At 45.2% G+C, this 15,640-nt stretch carries 20 protein-coding genes; 8 read left to right on the forward strand and 12 right to left on the reverse strand.

Translation table 11 applies throughout. The features are described from left to right. The first annotated feature begins 159 nt into the window (after positions 1-159). The 3 genes from WC743_RS05460 (at position 160) to WC743_RS05470 (ending at position 1,621) form a co-directional block, all read left to right on the forward strand. Positions 160-459 carry a helix-turn-helix domain-containing protein gene (locus WC743_RS05460; protein ID WP_373010833.1) on the forward strand — a complete coding sequence of 100 codons (300 nt, stop codon included), beginning with the start codon at positions 160-162 and terminating at the stop codon, positions 457-459. Positions 460-665: 206 nt separating this feature from the next. Continuing rightward, positions 666-1,001 (forward strand): helix-turn-helix domain-containing protein, encoded by a 336-nt coding sequence (locus WC743_RS05465; RefSeq protein ID WP_373010835.1) that lies wholly within the window; start codon positions 666-668, stop codon positions 999-1,001. An 11-nt stretch (positions 1,002-1,012) separates the two neighbouring features. Next, entirely contained in the window at positions 1,013-1,621 is a 609-nt protein-coding gene (locus tag WC743_RS05470) for a hypothetical protein (protein WP_373010836.1), read from the forward strand. On the opposite strand, the gene WC743_RS05475 is transcribed toward WC743_RS05470, so the two are convergent. The 4 genes from WC743_RS05475 to WC743_RS05490 all read right to left on the reverse strand — a co-directional run bounded on the left by WC743_RS05475 (position 1,618) and on the right by WC743_RS05490 (position 10,542). Further along, the gene (locus tag WC743_RS05475; protein ID WP_373010837.1) at positions 1,618-2,472 is read right to left on the reverse strand and encodes a hypothetical protein; all 855 of its coding nucleotides are present in this window, start codon (positions 2,470-2,472) and stop codon (positions 1,618-1,620) included. The two genes, WC743_RS05470 and WC743_RS05475, sit on opposite strands and share 4 nt — an antisense overlap. A 4-nt stretch (positions 2,473-2,476) precedes the next feature. Beyond that, positions 2,477-6,040, reverse strand: a complete 3,564-nt coding sequence (locus WC743_RS05480) for a DUF6443 domain-containing protein (protein ID WP_373010840.1) — start codon at positions 6,038-6,040, stop codon at positions 2,477-2,479. Positions 6,041-6,043: 3 nt separating this feature from the next. Continuing rightward, a complete protein-coding gene (locus WC743_RS05485) occupies positions 6,044-9,364 on the reverse strand; it encodes a hypothetical protein (RefSeq protein ID WP_373010841.1) in 3,321 nt (1,106 codons plus the stop codon). A gap of 911 nt (positions 9,365-10,275) precedes the next feature. Continuing rightward, positions 10,276-10,542 carry an XRE family transcriptional regulator gene (locus WC743_RS05490; RefSeq protein WP_373010842.1) on the reverse strand — a complete coding sequence of 89 codons (267 nt, stop codon included), beginning with the start codon at positions 10,540-10,542 and terminating at the stop codon, positions 10,276-10,278. Positions 10,543-10,571: 29 nt separating this feature from the next. On the opposite strand from WC743_RS05490, the gene WC743_RS05495 reads away from it, so the two are divergent. The 4 genes from WC743_RS05495 to WC743_RS05510 are packed head-to-tail and all read left to right on the forward strand — an operon-like array spanning position 10,572 to position 11,744. Further along, complete coding sequence (locus WC743_RS05495; RefSeq protein WP_373010843.1) at positions 10,572-10,760, forward strand: lipocalin-like domain-containing protein; 189 nt, start codon at positions 10,572-10,574, stop codon at positions 10,758-10,760. Next, positions 10,760-10,951: a lipocalin-like domain-containing protein gene (locus WC743_RS05500; protein WP_373011203.1), complete on the forward strand. Its 192-nt coding sequence runs from the start codon at positions 10,760-10,762 to the stop codon at positions 10,949-10,951. Before WC743_RS05495 ends, WC743_RS05500 begins: the two co-directional genes overlap by 1 nt. Positions 10,952-10,971: 20 nt before the next feature. Then, positions 10,972-11,442 carry an alpha/beta hydrolase gene (locus WC743_RS05505; RefSeq protein WP_373010845.1) on the forward strand — a complete coding sequence of 157 codons (471 nt, stop codon included), beginning with the start codon at positions 10,972-10,974 and terminating at the stop codon, positions 11,440-11,442. Continuing rightward, positions 11,439-11,744, forward strand: coding sequence for a hypothetical protein (locus tag WC743_RS05510; protein WP_373010846.1), 306 nt, complete (start codon positions 11,439-11,441; stop codon positions 11,742-11,744). Before WC743_RS05505 ends, WC743_RS05510 begins: the two co-directional genes overlap by 4 nt. A gap of 52 nt (positions 11,745-11,796) precedes the next feature. Here WC743_RS05510 and WC743_RS05515 read toward each other — a convergent pair whose 3' ends face one another. From WC743_RS05515 to WC743_RS05540, 6 genes are read right to left on the reverse strand one after another with little or no spacing between them, the layout of a single operon-like run. Continuing rightward, on the reverse strand, positions 11,797-11,991 hold the full coding sequence (locus WC743_RS05515) for a hypothetical protein (protein ID WP_373010847.1): 195 nt from the start codon (positions 11,989-11,991) through the stop codon (positions 11,797-11,799). Between the two features lie 4 nt (positions 11,992-11,995). Continuing rightward, a complete protein-coding gene (locus tag WC743_RS05520) occupies positions 11,996-12,283 on the reverse strand; it encodes a hypothetical protein (protein ID WP_373010848.1) in 288 nt (95 codons plus the stop codon). Further along, the gene (locus WC743_RS05525; RefSeq protein ID WP_373010849.1) at positions 12,208-12,549 is read right to left on the reverse strand and encodes a hypothetical protein; all 342 of its coding nucleotides are present in this window, start codon (positions 12,547-12,549) and stop codon (positions 12,208-12,210) included. The genes WC743_RS05520 and WC743_RS05525 overlap by 76 nt, the downstream gene beginning before the upstream one ends. A 17-nt stretch (positions 12,550-12,566) precedes the next feature. Then, the gene (locus tag WC743_RS05530; protein ID WP_373010850.1) at positions 12,567-13,118 is read right to left on the reverse strand and encodes a hypothetical protein; all 552 of its coding nucleotides are present in this window, start codon (positions 13,116-13,118) and stop codon (positions 12,567-12,569) included. Further along, positions 13,091-13,282 carry a hypothetical protein gene (locus tag WC743_RS05535; RefSeq protein ID WP_373010851.1) on the reverse strand — a complete coding sequence of 64 codons (192 nt, stop codon included), beginning with the start codon at positions 13,280-13,282 and terminating at the stop codon, positions 13,091-13,093. Before WC743_RS05535 ends, WC743_RS05530 begins: the two co-directional genes overlap by 28 nt. Beyond that, entirely contained in the window at positions 13,279-13,491 is a 213-nt protein-coding gene (locus WC743_RS05540) for a hypothetical protein (RefSeq protein WP_373010852.1), read from the reverse strand. Before WC743_RS05540 ends, WC743_RS05535 begins: the two co-directional genes overlap by 4 nt. 79 nt (positions 13,492-13,570) lie before the next feature. Between WC743_RS05540 and WC743_RS05545 the strand changes: the two genes are divergently transcribed. Beyond that, positions 13,571-13,768, forward strand: a complete 198-nt coding sequence (locus WC743_RS05545) for a hypothetical protein (RefSeq protein ID WP_373010853.1) — start codon at positions 13,571-13,573, stop codon at positions 13,766-13,768. A 468-nt stretch (positions 13,769-14,236) separates the two neighbouring features. Here WC743_RS05545 and WC743_RS05550 read toward each other — a convergent pair whose 3' ends face one another. Together WC743_RS05550 and WC743_RS05555 are read right to left on the reverse strand one after the other, a co-directional pair. Then, positions 14,237-14,605 (reverse strand): hypothetical protein, encoded by a 369-nt coding sequence (locus WC743_RS05550; RefSeq protein ID WP_373010854.1) that lies wholly within the window; start codon positions 14,603-14,605, stop codon positions 14,237-14,239. A gap of 10 nt (positions 14,606-14,615) precedes the next feature. Beyond that, on the reverse strand, positions 14,616-15,590 hold the full coding sequence (locus WC743_RS05555) for an NADP-dependent oxidoreductase (RefSeq protein ID WP_373010855.1): 975 nt from the start codon (positions 15,588-15,590) through the stop codon (positions 14,616-14,618). Positions 15,591-15,640: the final 50 nt, after the last annotated feature.

The raw sequence follows: 15,640 nt of genomic DNA on the forward strand, positions 1-15,640 counted from the left end.
TTGGGTTTATCTATAGGGATTTATGGTTTTGTCCGGGGAATATAGGCTTTGACTTATCAATAAAAGTAGATTCTTGTTATAGTTGATTTATTAGTCAATTTGTATTTGCTTGCCTAATAGAACAATTTGAATAATCAATCATCATTAGCGAAATTAGTTGTGCTATTAGGCATTTACATGAACATTGGCGATCAGATAAAAAGGATAAGAACGGCTAAGAATCTCTCACAGAAAGAGGTGGCTTTGTCCTTGGATATGGATCAGGCTCAGTTTTCAAGTATTGAGAACGGTAAAACAGATCCGGCGTTCTCCACCATTGAGAAAGTAGCCCAGGCATTAGGCGCTGGTCTTGCTGAACTGGTGAATGTTGAAGAAGATATTTTAGAGGTGAACTCTTATGATAAATCGGTCATTGAGAAAATGGCATTGATCGATCAACTGGAAGAAAAAGACAAGTAAGCCACTTTAGGTAACCCATCAGTACCCTGGGTTACTATCGGGTTACGGGTTACTGAGCCATGTTGAAAAAAAAGTTTATGAGAACTATTCTGTACAAATGTAAACAATCATTTGTTTTTAACAAGAGAACGATAATTTTATTTATTAACTTTTGTTCTCTACATTTGATATAATCAATAGCGTTAAGCACGCTTTTGTGCATTATCATGAACATTGGCGACAAGATCACGGCATTACGTAAGGTAAAAAAGATATCACAAGCCGACCTGGCTAAGGAAGCGGGCGTGTCCCGCGAGATCATCGGGCGCTATGAACGAAACGAGGTTTCACTCTCTGTTGATGTGGCTAAAAAGATCGCTGATGCTTTAGAGGTATCGTTGGATTACCTGGCTGGCGGTAGTGATAAGGCCGCTTTTGACAAACAGACCTTAAAGCTCATCGATGAGATTGAAGAACTGGAACCCTCCGTTAAAGACAAGCTCATTTTTCTGGCTAATGCCATTATCAGGGATGCTAAAACAGGTAAGGCTTACGCTCATTAATATCTTGATCAATGTCTAAAGAACAACAATTCTGGGATTGGTTTAAAGAGAATGAAGCCAAGTATTTTTTTCTTAATCAGATCAATGATAATAACGAGAAAGAACGACTATTAGATGATTTCCTTTTTCATTTACATGAATATTGCAACCATTTGTTTTTTGAAGTAGGTGGTTATCCCAATGAAAAGCAGGACTTGATTATTACAGCTGAGGGCGATACGGATTTTTTTGACGAGGTTGAAACTCTTGTAAAAGAAGCCCCTCAATTAGAATACTGGAACGTGCTCGCTTTTAAACCAGTTAGAGAAGATTATACGACTGAATATAATAGCATTAAACTGGATCCCAAAGGGATATATTTTATTCCTCTTAACAATAACGACCCTAACAGAATAGGCTTAAGAATATATATTGACAAATACACCCCGATTAACAAAGAAGACTTTTTAACAGCCGTATACTTAGTATTAGACAATATTCTTGGAGAAAAGTCAAATGCATTGGATATTGGATATGTGGAGATAGAAAGCCTGTCTTCAATTTCTGAAAAAGAAGAACTGATTGAGCTTACCAAGCTTCCGCAATACATTAAATGGAAGAGGTCGAAACTCAATATTTAAGCAATAGAAAGACTACTTATTTGTTCTGATGTATGAGAATAATGTTTTTTGTTGAAAAAACCGACGTATTTTAAGCCAATACAAGGGCTTATATCACCATCGCTTACATTGGTGCCCACAAACCTAAAGTCTTTCAAAGAAGGCATTTGTTTTATGAATTTTATTGATGGTATTTTTCCGCAATTGTTATAAGCCAGTATTTTAACATTTTTTAAACCCATTGCATAGTCATGATTTTTTATAGCCTTGCAATGATCTAATAGCAGAGTTATTAATGTTTCACTGCTACCTTCTAAACAACACAATTCCTCCAATTTACTGCAATAATTAAGTTCGATTTGTTCTAATTGCGTAAATTGCTCCAATCCTTTTAATGAACTAATTGGAGATTGCGTTATCGTTAATGATTTAAGCCAATTAATCCCAGCTATTACTTCCAAGTTTTTACTGCTTGGTGCATACTTATAGAATGATAATCTTTCCAGGCAATAACATTTATCTAAGTTTGTAAAATACGGACTCCAATCAGCTATCAATTCTTTTAGCTTTGGAAAATATACGTAATCAATTTTTTGCTTTTTGCCAGAAATAATCAAAGAAGTTAGATTTTCAAGACTGTAAATATCCTTAATGTCAAAAGCACCTTCCGATATTGAAAGGTGCTTTATAAATGGATAATCTTTAACAAAGCTTAGATCATTTAAGCCAAAAGATGAAGTTACTGCTATTCCGTCCAAATTATTCTTTTGAAAGAATTGCATGCTTTCTTTAATACGATCAGATTCTATTATAAGTGATTTTCTTTGAGGACTGTCATATATTTTAAAACCGTCAATTATTACTATGGGCATGTTATTAGTGATTGTCCTGTGCGTTATATTTTTTTCCTGGTGACGCTCGTTTGTTATAATTCGCATCACTTTTGTGCCCACCTTCGTCCGTATTCATCCTTTTATCCTCATCCTTAAACGCTTGTCTATCGTTCTCGGCAGGAGTGTGGTCGGTATCAACGTGAGGGTCATTGTTTTCTTTTGCAACCTTTTTTCCTGATTCAGATGCTCTGGCTTTATCACCTTTTCCATGATATTTTTTCCCGCTTTCATGAGTATTAGTATAAGACCCTGTTTCTTTCAATCTTCCTTTTTGCGAAGCAAGACTATAAACACCATGTGCGCCCGTTATAGCACCATGAACCGCTACTAAACCACCTACAGCTGCTACAGGTAAAGAAACTTCAGCAGTTAAACCGCCTGAACCTGCTGTGACTGTTAATGCAGCTGAAGCTGTAGCACTTCCTCCATTTACCTCAGCACCACCTTGAATAACACTTGCTATATCGCCAGCATCCTGCCCTCTATTAAACGACTTTGCATCGCTTACTAAATGACCCGCAAGTTGTCGCACTGGTAGTAATCCACCGGTATTATTATCAACTACCGCCGCAGCATAACCAATTAATAGATCGCAGGTTTTACAATCTGGCCACATCCCATCCGGATCAGTAAAGCGCATTGGATTACTAAATGCATAAGTATATGGACTCCAACGCCTTCCTTCTTCTGCCATTGGATCCACACTCGTCCACCTACCAATCACCGGATCATAGAACCTTGCGCCGTAATCGTATTGGTTGGTTAAATCGGTTTGTATCTCCTTGCCGTTGTAAAGATAGCGGTTGTTATTGGAATAATCATAACCGCCCGTATTGCGTAATCCGAAGGCATAGTATTCATCCTCCTGGATCCTCCGGGCTGCCGTGGGTATTGATGGGTTGCGGTCAAAGGATAGTCTCGTATTGCCCAGTTGGTCTTTCAGATTATACTCGTAATGATACGTGCCGCCCTGCAACTCTGCCCTGCCCTCATCGGTCTGGACAAAGGAGATTGATCCATTCTTGTATACGATTCCGTCCACATAGTCCCAACTGCCATCACTGCCTGTGTTTCGCAGCTTATTGCCCGTGCCATCGTAGGTATAGGTGGCCACCGTTGTTGACCCGCTCTTTACCTCCTGCGGCAGGTTCAGCATATTGTAGGTAAGCGTTTTGTTCACCCCGTCAGAGGTCGCGTTACCGTTCACGTCATAAACATAACTGCGGAAGGCCGCGAGGTTATTGGTAACCGTTTGCAGCCGGTTATCAAGCCCGCTGTTGTAATAAGTGTAGGCCAGGTTTGCTGCCAGGTTCCCGCCCCTTACCAAACCGGTAATATTGCCCATCGAATTGTAAGTGATCGTCTCGTTCAGCGTGCTCCCGCCGGTCGAGGCAGCGCTTTTCAGCCGGTTCAGCTGGTCATAGCTATACGTGAAGCTGACATTGCCGGCGCCCGTTTTGGTATAATCCATCGCGGCGATATTGCCGTTGTATTGTTTGTTTGCTGCTGCTCCGTTATAATACAGGCTGTAGTTAAACAGCCCGGTATTGCTTGCTGAAGACAGCAGCCAACCGCGCTCATTATAGCCGTTAGTGAGCGTTTGCAGGTAGCTGGCACCGTTATCCTCACTATGCAGGCTTTTTTTATACAATTGCCCTGCCTCGTTATACTCTTGCTGAGCCAGTACCATATTCGTGCCGTTATTGATCTGCTCGAAGGTCTTCAGCTTCCGTCCCATATGGTCATAGGTATAGGTATTGCTGACCGTTACCTGCGCGTTGGCCGCGCTGGCTAAAGTGAAGTGCTGACGCGTGGTAGCCGTTACCGCGTCACTAAAGTCGTAACTGGTGGTCACCGCGTCATAATTGCCCACATTATAAGCCGCGCCCAGGTAATGCTGGCTGTAGGTTTTGATCGCCCTGCCATTATCATCGTAATAGCTTGCCTTCCACAGCATGTTTGCCGTGCCCAGCACATTCGTCTGACTGGCGGTCATCAGCCCCCGTGTCTTGGCACTGGCGCCTAAAGGGGCGCTGTAAGCGCCGGGCAGATTAGCTATACTATAGTTATCATAGTAGTTCACCGTCAGCACCTGGCTGATGCCTGAAATAGGGAAGGCAACGGTTGTATATCCGTAATTCGCCGCAGTTCCCGTTGGTGCCTCCCAAAGTGTGGCTACGCCGTCCGCCTGGCCCTGTATCGTCGCCCGGTAATCCACGTCCGCTGTTGCGCCATACTGGTAAATACCTGTTAGCACGGCCCTGCCCAGCGCGTCATATTTCGTTATCGTCCAGTCCTGATTGGCCTTATGTCTTTGCATAGCGTCCTGGGTAGCCACTATTTTGTCCAGTTTATTATAGATCATAAACTCCCAGCCTTTGCCCGGCAGCTTCTTCTGCGTCAGCCTCCCCCTGTCATCATAACGGTATTGGTAGCACAGGTTGTCCAGTATAGCCTGCGTGGGCTGTGCCCCGTCCGCACCGCTCATCGGCGGCAGCACGTAAGCCAGGTAGCCCATCCGGTCGTAAACATAATAAGTTGACAGGATCTGCAGCATACTGCCTGAATAGTTGAATGTCCGCTTGAGCACCACCTGACCCTCTTTGTCCTTATATTCTTCGGTCGTGCCGCCCCTGCCTGCCGTCCAGTTCTCATCATGCGTTATTGAAACATACAACTGCCCTACTGCGTACCAGCCCGCAGCGCCCGTCTCCCGGCTCAGGGTACGGCTCTGGTCGGTACCGCTAATCGCGCTAACCTGATAAAGAGCCGCCTGCCGGCTCTGGGCAGTATCCGAAAGGTCAACACCGTTATTGATCGCATCGGTCATCCGCACCGTATGGCCCGATCCGGAAATACCAGAACTATAAGGCTGCCAGGCAGTGCCGGGGGCACCCTGTTCCAGCACCTTCCCCGCAGGCGACAGTTCGTAAACCGTCTGCGTGTACGGGTAAGCGTTCCCGCTCACACCCGCGGGCGGAGCCGCATAAAAATCCGATTGGCCCAGCCCGGCGAGTAAAGCGTCCGGCTTGTAGCTTCCATTACTTGCACCACTCTTGAGCGCATAAGGCAGGTATTTTCTTATCTCCCTTCCCAATGCGTCATATTCATAAGGTTGTACTATATCTTTTAATGTAGGGCTGGCCTTCACCTGCACATCCTGCAGCGGGCGGCCCAGGCCGTCCACATACTGCACCAACTGCATCACATCACAGGTCGTCCGGTTCAGCAGGCCCAAAGATGTGGTGATCCCGCCAATCCTCGGCACACTCGTCATGACGTAATTCTGCGATATAGTCGGTACAGCGGAGAGCGGAGCACAGTTCGGCGCCACCGTATAGATCCGTAGCGACTGACCCGGCGTTGCCGTAAAAATGAATGTCGGGCTAACCGTCACCGAGGTATTGTTATAATACTCCCCCGATACCGGCGTCCCGGTCATCGGCTCCGTTACAAATGTTTGACCGTAACAAACAGAGGTGAATAATAATAATAGAAAACAAACAGGAATCCATGCGGCCTGTATATTATTGATCATCTTTTTCATCTGTTACTGCTTTATAATGTGATAATCGGTGTGTTTAACAATATTGCCGTCATTATCCCGAATATTAATCAGCCGCTGCGATGCGTCGTATTCAAAGAAGGTGGTCTCTCCTTTGGCACTGATCGAACCGCTCAGGCCGGTACCGGGAAGGTACGTATAGGTACTGATCTGCGCGTCTGCAGGGTATACGCTGATATCATCATAAGCGTCGCCTCCCGAACAGGTATAAGAACTTGCCAAATAATTATCTGTTTTATACTTCCAGGCCCCGCCGGTGCGATACCAGTAGGAGATGACATATGTCCGCGCATTGGGCCGCGTCCAGTTTACCGTAAAAGAACTCATGTACCGCGAACCGGTATGCGCGCTGCCAGTCGCAGCCGAGAAATTTTCTTCGAAATTCTCATGGTAAAATTCTGCATCCGTGGCATTTTTGCACTCGGCAATTACCTGGATCTTATTCGTACTGGTGTTTAAGTAATAGGACATGGTGGGATAACCCCATTTATAAGACACGTAAGGCCCGTTCTTGAGTTGCTGCGTGAGCATGTTGCCGTAACTGTCATAGGTATAATTTGCCCGCTCTTCAAAGCGGCTGTCGCTGAGCAGCGAAGTGTACAGGCCGTTGCCATCCTGTGATTCACTATTCAAACTGGTGATGTTAGGAGTGCTCAACGTGGATATCTTAACAGGCTTAAACAGCGTTCCACTGTACTGGTTGACGACAGAGGACACCAGCATCGAATCAGTCCCGTTCTTTGTCCAGATCTGCTTTTCCCAGACGGGATCGAGCACATGGGCATTGATGAATGCCGCGCTCAGCGAAGCGGGGTAACTTTCCGGGTACTTCATTCGCATGATCGTCTGGCGGCCTTTGGAGTCTGTGCTCTGGATGGCCACCATATTGCGACTTTTAGGTACGTCAAAGTAATTATAAGTGACTGTAGAAACAGAATCATTACCTTGGTAGTAGCTTGATCGGGTCGCATAAAGGTATTTCCAGGCAGACAAATACTGATAAATATCGCTTTCATAATCATAAGTTGGGCTTGGCCCTGCTGTAGCAAAAAGCGTCTGTCGAGGTCTGAGCCCTCTAAAAAAAGTATCCTGCACTATCATATAGCCATATTCATATTTCTGCATCGGTTTTTGGATACCACCCTCAACCTTGTACTGGGTTACCCTTATCGGTTCTACTCCCATAAAATAATCGTTAAATGAAGCAAAATCTGTCCGGGTGCTCAGTTTATCGGTACCGGAGGCAACCGACTCCATCACAGAAGTATAATAATGAGGTACACCCATATAGTAATTCTCCCCGATGAATGAACTGGTGGATGTAAAATAATTATCATACCAGGCTAGCGGGTTATTCGGCATGCCCTGACGTTCTGTGAAAGCGATCTGTTCATAAGTACCGGCATTACTCATTCCGGTAGAAAAGCCGTTGATATCGGTATAACTGTATTCCTTAACAATCGGATTACCGGTAAGCGGGTACCTGATGGTCTTTTTCACTCTGATACCTCCGGCAAGAGCCCCTTCTATAGGGACATTGGTCTGCTGCTGGTAATTGAGCGTTCCTGCCATACCTTTTTCCTTGTCGTCAATATGCAACTGAAGGGCATAGTCACCCGCAGTCAGGGTAATTGGAAAATTTTTCCCGCTATTTTCAGATTCCAGGGCAATGGAGCCGGAAGAATACATCTGCAGGATATCTCCGTCGACGATTTTAATAATATCGAAATCCTTATAGGCATTACGCGTATTATCATCTGCATATGGCGATTTTGGGGTTCGGGTGATCAACAGGTTGGCTGTCTGGTCCGGGGATACGGTAAAATACTTATAATCCCCATCGATCCGGACGAGTGGATTATTGGTTGGCCGGGTGATCGCATCACTGATCGAAAAGTTATTGCGCACGTAGTCTATCCCGTTATTCTTCATATTGACCTCATACTCCAGGGTGGTATAGCCTCCCGTAGGGTATTGTACGCTGGTCAGGGCCCCCTGCGTGGCGTTGATGTTGGGCGAACGGTTCACGCCGTTCGGCACCAGGTAATCCGGCAGCATCATCCCGAAAAAGTTTCCTCCCCGGTAATATCCATAGTGATCAACCGCGGCGGTGAGCTTATCGGTCACATCGATATTGTTATAGGAAAAAATGTGCTTTTGAATATTGGAGGTATCCAGTTGCAAGATGTCGTCGTCCAGCATTTTGTATCCGTTATCGATCAGGGTGTCCAATCTAAGTGTGCCCCCGGAATAACTATACTTTAGCCGGAAGTTTTTAAGCAGGCTACCCGAACTGCTGGTAACCGAAATAGCGTCAAGGGTCCTGGCGTGCCCTGTTCCGGAATTCTGATTAATATCTGTGCGTTCGGCTCCTCCTGAAAAATTGACCATGTACTTCTCCGAAACGATGCTGGAAAGCCTCAGCGGGCTAACAAAAGTAGGGTTGGTTATTGTTGGTAAAAGAAGCTGATCAGTACCGGTTATGCCGCCACCATAGTAATTAGCACCTGTAAATTTTTTAAAGGTCTGGCTGTTGGTCCCTAACTGGGCAATCGTGCCCTCGCTGACGTAATCCAGGAAAATATTTTCGGTACCCGCAGCATTGGTGATCTTTTTCAGGTACCAGGAGGAATTGTAACTAGGGAGATTATAGGGTGAGCCGCTGCTTCCCTTAGGGCTTGTCGTTTCAATGGCGTTAAAAAGATACTTTGTGCCGTCTTCCGTTACAATGGTATAACCGGCGTCCGTTCCTGAGATAGCGATCTTTTGATAGGGGAAACAGTAAAATTTATTGCGGTATTTAATGAATTTCCCGGAATATTTTCCAAAATTAAAGCTGTAGATATCCGGCTCAGCGTCATAGTTGGCATGATAAACATCATTCAGGAAAACGACATCCTTCGTTACAGTATTAATTTTGTCTGCAACTGCCTGATCTTGAAAATTATGGTTAGCTCCCGCTGTATTGTCCACTCTTCCTTTGATCGTACGTGTAATGACCCCTCCGGCATTGAGCGACCAGCCCAGGCCGACCCACCCTACCGGTTGGGTCGGCCGGTAACCATCAAAACTGTAATTGAGGGTAACAGGCAGGCTCAATTGGCTGCCTGTTACGGTAAATAGCGGAATACTCAGTGAGGGTACACCGGTAGAAAGGTTAAGTGGTACTTCCCCATATTTACCCAGGCTCGTAGCGTTAGGCGAGGCCGAGATTAGGTCAGTACGCATATAATTAGTGGGGTTTTGGGCGGAAGCATTCAGCGCAAACAGCCCGAGTAAAAAAAGCGTGCGTAAAATTTTAGACATAAGTGTTCTGTATTAACCGTTTATTGTGGAGTCCCTTATTTTTTCGCTGAATTGTGCATCCAGCTTTTTTGTACATTTGATTTTCGAGCAGGTAAAATATTGTATTCGCCTTTTCACCGGCAGCTCATTCTTATCCTCCAGCATCTAACCTTCTTTATAGCGCTTGCTCGACGTTTTCTCAAGACGCTGACCGTTTTCTTCAAATGGTCTGGTATTGCTGTTTCTGACCGATGGCACTTTACAAGGCATCCCGCTCATGTTCCGGCAAAAGATACAGTGTCAGTTCATCGACCTCATTTAGGCTTGGGCTTAATGGAGCATAATGTTCAAATAGACATCTGTAAAATTCAATGTAAATAGTGCGGAAAGAAAAACTAATATTATTTTCATCAGGATAAGGTTTGGGATTATATTTTATACTTTTTTATTCATTAATATGTGATTTGCCGGTCAGTGGTCCGGATACGGCACAACCTGTCTTCAGGCTACGAATATTGGGGTGATGACTGTCTATTGCGCATGACGAAACAGGCAGACGAACCGAATTGCGGTGAATGTTTTCACTTTATAGATTAAAATTTAAAAATGCGTAACCATGCTCCGTTCGGGAGAAATAAAAAACGGTCAGGAATTACGAGCTGTGATTCTTATAAAAAGTGAGGCAAGTAGTAACCGGCGGCGATAACCGGCTAAAAAAGAAGGTAAAATTGTGTTCATGTGAATTAGCGTTAAGGTTTTCTAATATACAAACAAGAACGTGCAAAGCAAGCAATAAGCAGATAAAAATTTAATAAAATACAAGCAACTGGTATTCAGCGCATTGCCAGGCAGCCCCTTTGACCACAGAAAGGGAAATTGAAGAATTAATGTGCCCGCTTCACTACGCTGGCCAATTATGGAGCGGGCAACGATCAGGTTAAATTATCGAAGCCCTCACTAAAAAATTCCACAAGGGTCATATCAAAGGCCTTAACGACCTTGACCAAAGAAGTGAACTGCAGGTCCTGCCCTTTTTCATAGCGGCCGAACTGCGCCCTGGGAATATTATGATCATAAGCAAAGCGCTCATAATTATCGTAACCCTTTAGCTTTCTGATAGACTGGATCCGGGTCGCAAGCTTTTCAACAGCCTCTTTCGAGAATCCCATATCCCGCTCCTTTGAATTATCTACAGCCATGCCGTAAATTAAATCAAAACCAGACAAATTTGGTACTACCTAAAAGTTACTACTTATACCCTGACGGCAGTCGAGTACATCCGTATGGAGAAAATCCCAAAGGCATGCTGATGTTTGACAAGGATGCAAACTATGCTATACAGATCTATAAAGCAGGCAGAATTAAGGTGGCATCGGGCGATAAGAACACGGCTACCGCTGAAGAAGTGCAGAGTTAATACAGGAAAGCAACGCGCATTATGGTAAATATAGGGTTAACGAAACTGCGAAAATCATTACATTTAAAATAGACCATGCGACATTTACTAATTGGGATAGTACAGAACAAGTGCGTCATTATATTTACACCGGTAATGAAATCAAATATGTAGTGGTCTCAGCGCACAGATTACTAATAAAGATGGCGTAGCGCTGAAAAAGACTTCCTTCATGAACAAGATCGGGATTAAGGTCGCAGGTAACATCTATTATTCCGCTTGGTTCGATGCACATAAGTATGCAGCCATTATTACTATCCCTCCGGCAGGTGGCACCAAAGAACAAACTGCGGGTACTTATGCGAGAAAACTGGCGGAAAATGGATTCGTCACTATTGCTATAGATGCCTCATACCAGGGCGAAAGCGGCGGTGAACCCCGATATAAGGAAGATCCGATAGCACGTGTCGAAGATATACGCGGTGCCATTGATCATCTGACGACGCTTCCTTATGTAGATGAAAACCGCATCGGTGTGCTGGGCATCTGCGCAGGTGGCGGCTACGCTGTCAGCGCAGCAATGACGGAGCGACGTATTAAGGCGGCCGCAAAAACCGTGCGGGTGGAAGAGACGCAACGATCGCAAGCCTTGAGGAAATTGCAAAACAACGTACCGCTGAAGCGCGTGGCGCGGCGCCCATGATCATACCCTGGATACCGGACAATTATAAAACGGAGACCGATATTGACTTACGCGAAGCCTACCAGTACTATCGCACGCCCAGAGGGCAACATCCTAACTGGCAGAACAAAATGCGTTTTATAAGCATGGACGCTGTTATGGCATTTGATGCTTTTTACCTGGTAGAAATGCTGCTTACGCATCCTCTGCAAATAGTCGTGGGAAGCAAGCAAGGGGCTTTTGGTTCTAACAAGGATGGGCAGGAGTTATATGAACGGGCGGCATCAACCCATAAAGACCTGTTGGTAATGGAAGGAGCGTAGCATTTTGACTTGTATGATAATCCCGATTATGTAGATAAGGCTGTGGAGAAGTTCACGGATTTTTACAGGACTTATCTGAAATAAGCCAGGTAAATATACAACCCTGTCCGGGCTGCAATACCAGTTTCGACAGGTTCTTGATCTCATCGTTACGCTTTTTGTACTGGCGAAAGATCTCCCACTCCTGCGGATCGTCCCACTGTAATACCGAGCGGAACTGATTTTTGGTTGCGCTGATCAAACCCATACTGTTAAAAATTTATATCGCCAGAAAGATCACTTTTGCTGCTGCTGTATTCTTCTTGAAAATGGTTGCGCCATTTATCCTGCAGGCCGGTAAAGTATTGATATTTCTGTGCATAATCAGGCTCGGTATGGTCTAACAGATTATTCTGATAATGCATGTTAAGGCTACCCCATTTGCCCAGGTCGATACAATAGCTTTCGAGCACGGTAACCGGGTCTACCCCATGTTCTGCCGCAACAGATTGATGCCAGAATATTTTTTGATAGGTTTCATAATCGGGCGCCAGTTGCAATATCTCGTCTTTTGAGGCAGCGCCGCCTTCCACCCCGTAAAAGCGGCGGCAACGGGATTGGCAAACAGCTCGCCGTAACGGGTGGCATAAGCCATGTCTTCGGTCATAAGTTCACCCAGGCGGTTGTTCCATTTATCTACAGTTTCATCCCAGACAGGTTTTTCAAGCTCTAATATTTCCATTATCTTTTGTTCGGGCATACCTTGTGTCAGGTTACCGCAGGCTGCAGCATATTCTTCAAATGTTACTCCGTTAATTGTTTCCATCAGATATATGTTTTGGTTTATAGATGTTTTTTTATTTCAGCCTCCGTATCCTGCTGCCGGGTGGCCGCGGTACGGGGCAACAGTTTTATACGTTCGTCAAAGTATTTTTCGTAGTAGCTGCGCATCGCCTTTTCGTATCCGTCGCCGCCTTTGGTACGGGCAGCTTGTATGGCTTTGTATTCGTCAAAAGCGTTAAGGGCGGCAATGTTGTTCACTACATTCCAGCCAATGGTTACGTATTTGGTTTCGGGTTCAAAGGTGTTTACCGCGTTGCAATACTTACAGGTAACGTATTGGGCCATAAAAAAATCCTTTTGTACTTCGATGGGTGAATTACACTGCGTACAAAAGAAGTTACAGTTGATGAGTTGTATGGTATGATCGTAATATTTTTTAGAAAGATGGCCTTCTGTCAGGATTAACCATAATTCTATCTGCCCGTTCATCCATTCGGTAAAATGATAGGCTTTATGTGATTCTTCGGGCCAGTAATCACCGTCGGCCCGCATAAGGGGTTCTACCTGTTGCTGCCAGGTTTCGCTTACTTTTTGTACCAGATCGTCATACATCTGCGAGCGTGCGCCCTGCAGTACGCGGTATGCGCCATAGTAATCATAGTCGTTTCATCAAGTGCATCCAGCACGGCTTGTTCGCCATAGGTTAACGATTCGTTGAAGCGGGCGCGCATTTTATCGAGAAAGGCATCCCAGCGGGCAATTAACTGCTCCTTCATACATGATCGGGTTTACGGGTTACCATTACCTCAACGTTCATGAATTTATAGTGGCAATAATCGCAGGTGCCAACGTTGGTGTTTACCGGTCGGGGTGCGCCGCAGCGCGGGCAGACTACCGTATTAAGTGTTGACGCGGTCTTTGTATTTTCCCATTTTTTAGATGTTTCCTTAGAGTTATCGGCTATCTTTTTAAAAGGATTGCTCATAAAGTTTCCCTGGCTGGTGCCTTTTGATAACACCGCCGGCAAATAAAAGTTGTCGAAAATTTGAGAAAATGCCGGCAGAATGCATATTCCGGACCGGACGGACGCCAGCGACCTCAAAGACGCTACCGAAGCGATCTCCAAAAACAAAAGATACGTCCCTATTGAATTCCAGCAGGTCGTCAGGAATAAAAACACCTTCGACTTTACCGAATATGATATCATGATCCTTTCTCAGCTTGTCCAGGGCATATTGCAAAAAACATCCCTGCTTACCTGAAAGACCTGGGTGCGCGCGCATCAAGCCAAAGCAGTGTGGAGAAACGGCTTAATCAAATCAGAAATGCATTGGGATTTACAAAGAACGAACAACCTATTGCTTATTGCAAGGACTACGGAGTTATCTGACACCACTATTTGAGCTGGGCTCACCGCATGAGGTCATTACTGCTTCGCAAAGCAGGCCTTTTGGAGGGTCAACGGCCAGATCGGGATCAAACATCCGGTCGCCTGAGGAGACAACGGGGGCTTATACGGCCCCCGTTGTATTTCAATAAATTAAATCCGGCACTAACCGCCGGTAGCTTCCCATTCGCAGAAAGACTGAGCGGCAAAAATATTTTTAACCTGAAAAAACTTCATGATGATTTTTGTAAAGGTTTTTTGTTCAATAAAACAAAGAAGTTTAAAGCAACTTGGTGCCTAAAAATCATCCGCATCAGTTTAATTGTGCGGATGATTGCTTTTATTATGGCAGGGTCTCTCCGTAGTGAATGAATGCTGTATCTTTCCCGCCCTGCTTCATTACCGCTACCACAGCTGCCGAATACGGCCCAAGAAGTTCCAGGCGCGTCAGCTTCCAGTCCACCTGATATTTTTCCGACAACGGCCTGATCAGTTCCAGATGAGCTAAAAACGCCTGCTCATTAGCATAGGCTTCCACGATCAGGCACTGGAAGATTTCAGGATCGTAGTAACATTCATGGGTCAGTACCTTGCCCGGGCCCTCGCCGGCGACAATGACCTTGGTTTCCGTCACCATCTGTTTGAAGGCCTCCCAATCGCGCGGGTTGACCGTAGCGGCGGCATTAAGCCGGACAATTAATGAATTTAACATCTGATAGTTTTTAAGGGGTTACAATGATCTTTCCGACCGTGTTTTTGGTTTGGATAATGGCATGGGCCTTGTGCATCTCCTCTAAAGGGAAGATGTGTGAAATATGCGTTTTTACTTCACCAGAAGATAATAGCCGGGCGATATATTCCATATCCTGTTCGTAAGTTGCACTCGGGCTCACATTCACCCGCAGCACGCTGACATTTTTCTCGGCTTTGGCTTTACCGATGAATTCCTGATCCGGGTAGACGATCAGGCTCAATAAAGTTCCTCCCGGTTTCAAAGCTTTCAGGGAACGCTCGATATGTTTGTCGTCATCGCTCCAAACCGTATCATGTACCAGGTCGGCATCGTTTACAAGCTCTTCAAAAAATTGCGTTTTGTAATCGATAAATTCATCTGCGCCTAACCCCAGCACAAAGTCCCGGTTCGTTTCCGAGGCGATACCAATCACATAAGCGCCGAAATGTTTGGCGAACTGAACGGCATAATGTCCTACACCGCCCGATGCGCCATGGATGATCACCTTGTCGCCTTTTTTGATCTTGCCCACATTCACCAAAGACATCCAGGCCGTCATGGCCGCCATAGTGGCGCCGGCTGCAGCTTCAAAGCTCACATTGGCCGGTTTTAGTACCAATTCGGTCTCCGGTGCCGCTACGTATTCCGCATAAGCATTGGCCTGACCGACAAATTTGAAGTTACCGAATACCTCATCATCTTTTTTGAATTTGGTAACCGCTTTGCCTGTTTCTGTCACCACGCCGGCAACGTCCCAGCCCAGAATGATATGTTCTTCAGTACCTTTGTAGCTATAGACCCAATCCAAAGCCTCTTTGGTTCTTCTAACAAATGCGTCCACGGGATTGATGCTGATTGCCTTTACCTGTACAAGTACTTCATTATCCAGTATTATAGGTACCGGTACATCGGCCAGTATCAGGTTTTCGGGCCCGCCGATCTCTTTTAAAATTATTGCTCTCATTTCTTTTATGTTAAAACGTAAAAGTAAGGCGATACAAGAGGCCCAGCTTT

It is taken from the genome of Mucilaginibacter sp. (assembly GCF_041660805.1).
GTDB lineage: Bacteria > Bacteroidota > Bacteroidia > Sphingobacteriales > Sphingobacteriaceae > Mucilaginibacter.

What these genes read in the sequence shown, in the direction of transcription:
- WC743_RS05465 (WP_373010835.1), top strand. Translation starts at nt 666, where the DNA reads ATGAACATTGGCGACAAGATCACGGCATTACGTAAGGTAAAAAAGATA.
- WC743_RS05470 (WP_373010836.1), top strand. Translation starts at nt 1,013, where the DNA reads ATGTCTAAAGAACAACAATTCTGGGATTGGTTTAAAGAGAATGAAGCC.
- WC743_RS05475 (WP_373010837.1), bottom strand. Translation starts at nt 2,472, where the DNA reads ATGCCCATAGTAATAATTGACGGTTTTAAAATATATGACAGTCCTCAA.
- WC743_RS05480 (WP_373010840.1), bottom strand. Translation starts at nt 6,040, where the DNA reads ATGAAAAAGATGATCAATAATATACAGGCCGCATGGATTCCTGTTTGT.
- WC743_RS05485 (WP_373010841.1), bottom strand. Translation starts at nt 9,364, where the DNA reads ATGTCTAAAATTTTACGCACGCTTTTTTTACTCGGGCTGTTTGCGCTG.
- WC743_RS05490 (WP_373010842.1), bottom strand. Translation starts at nt 10,542, where the DNA reads ATGGCTGTAGATAATTCAAAGGAGCGGGATATGGGATTCTCGAAAGAG.
- WC743_RS05505 (WP_373010845.1), top strand. Translation starts at nt 10,972, where the DNA reads ATGAACAAGATCGGGATTAAGGTCGCAGGTAACATCTATTATTCCGCT.
- WC743_RS05510 (WP_373010846.1), top strand. Translation starts at nt 11,439, where the DNA reads ATGATCATACCCTGGATACCGGACAATTATAAAACGGAGACCGATATT.
- WC743_RS05515 (WP_373010847.1), bottom strand. Translation starts at nt 11,991, where the DNA reads ATGGGTTTGATCAGCGCAACCAAAAATCAGTTCCGCTCGGTATTACAG.
- WC743_RS05525 (WP_373010849.1), bottom strand. Translation starts at nt 12,549, where the DNA reads ATGGAAACAATTAACGGAGTAACATTTGAAGAATATGCTGCAGCCTGC.
- WC743_RS05530 (WP_373010850.1), bottom strand. Translation starts at nt 13,118, where the DNA reads ATGTATGACGATCTGGTACAAAAAGTAAGCGAAACCTGGCAGCAACAG.
- WC743_RS05535 (WP_373010851.1), bottom strand. Translation starts at nt 13,282, where the DNA reads ATGAAGGAGCAGTTAATTGCCCGCTGGGATGCCTTTCTCGATAAAATG.
- WC743_RS05540 (WP_373010852.1), bottom strand. Translation starts at nt 13,491, where the DNA reads ATGAGCAATCCTTTTAAAAAGATAGCCGATAACTCTAAGGAAACATCT.
- WC743_RS05545 (WP_373010853.1), top strand. Translation starts at nt 13,571, where the DNA reads ATGCATATTCCGGACCGGACGGACGCCAGCGACCTCAAAGACGCTACC.
- WC743_RS05550 (WP_373010854.1), bottom strand. Translation starts at nt 14,605, where the DNA reads ATGTTAAATTCATTAATTGTCCGGCTTAATGCCGCCGCTACGGTCAAC.
- WC743_RS05555 (WP_373010855.1), bottom strand. Translation starts at nt 15,590, where the DNA reads ATGAGAGCAATAATTTTAAAAGAGATCGGCGGGCCCGAAAACCTGATA.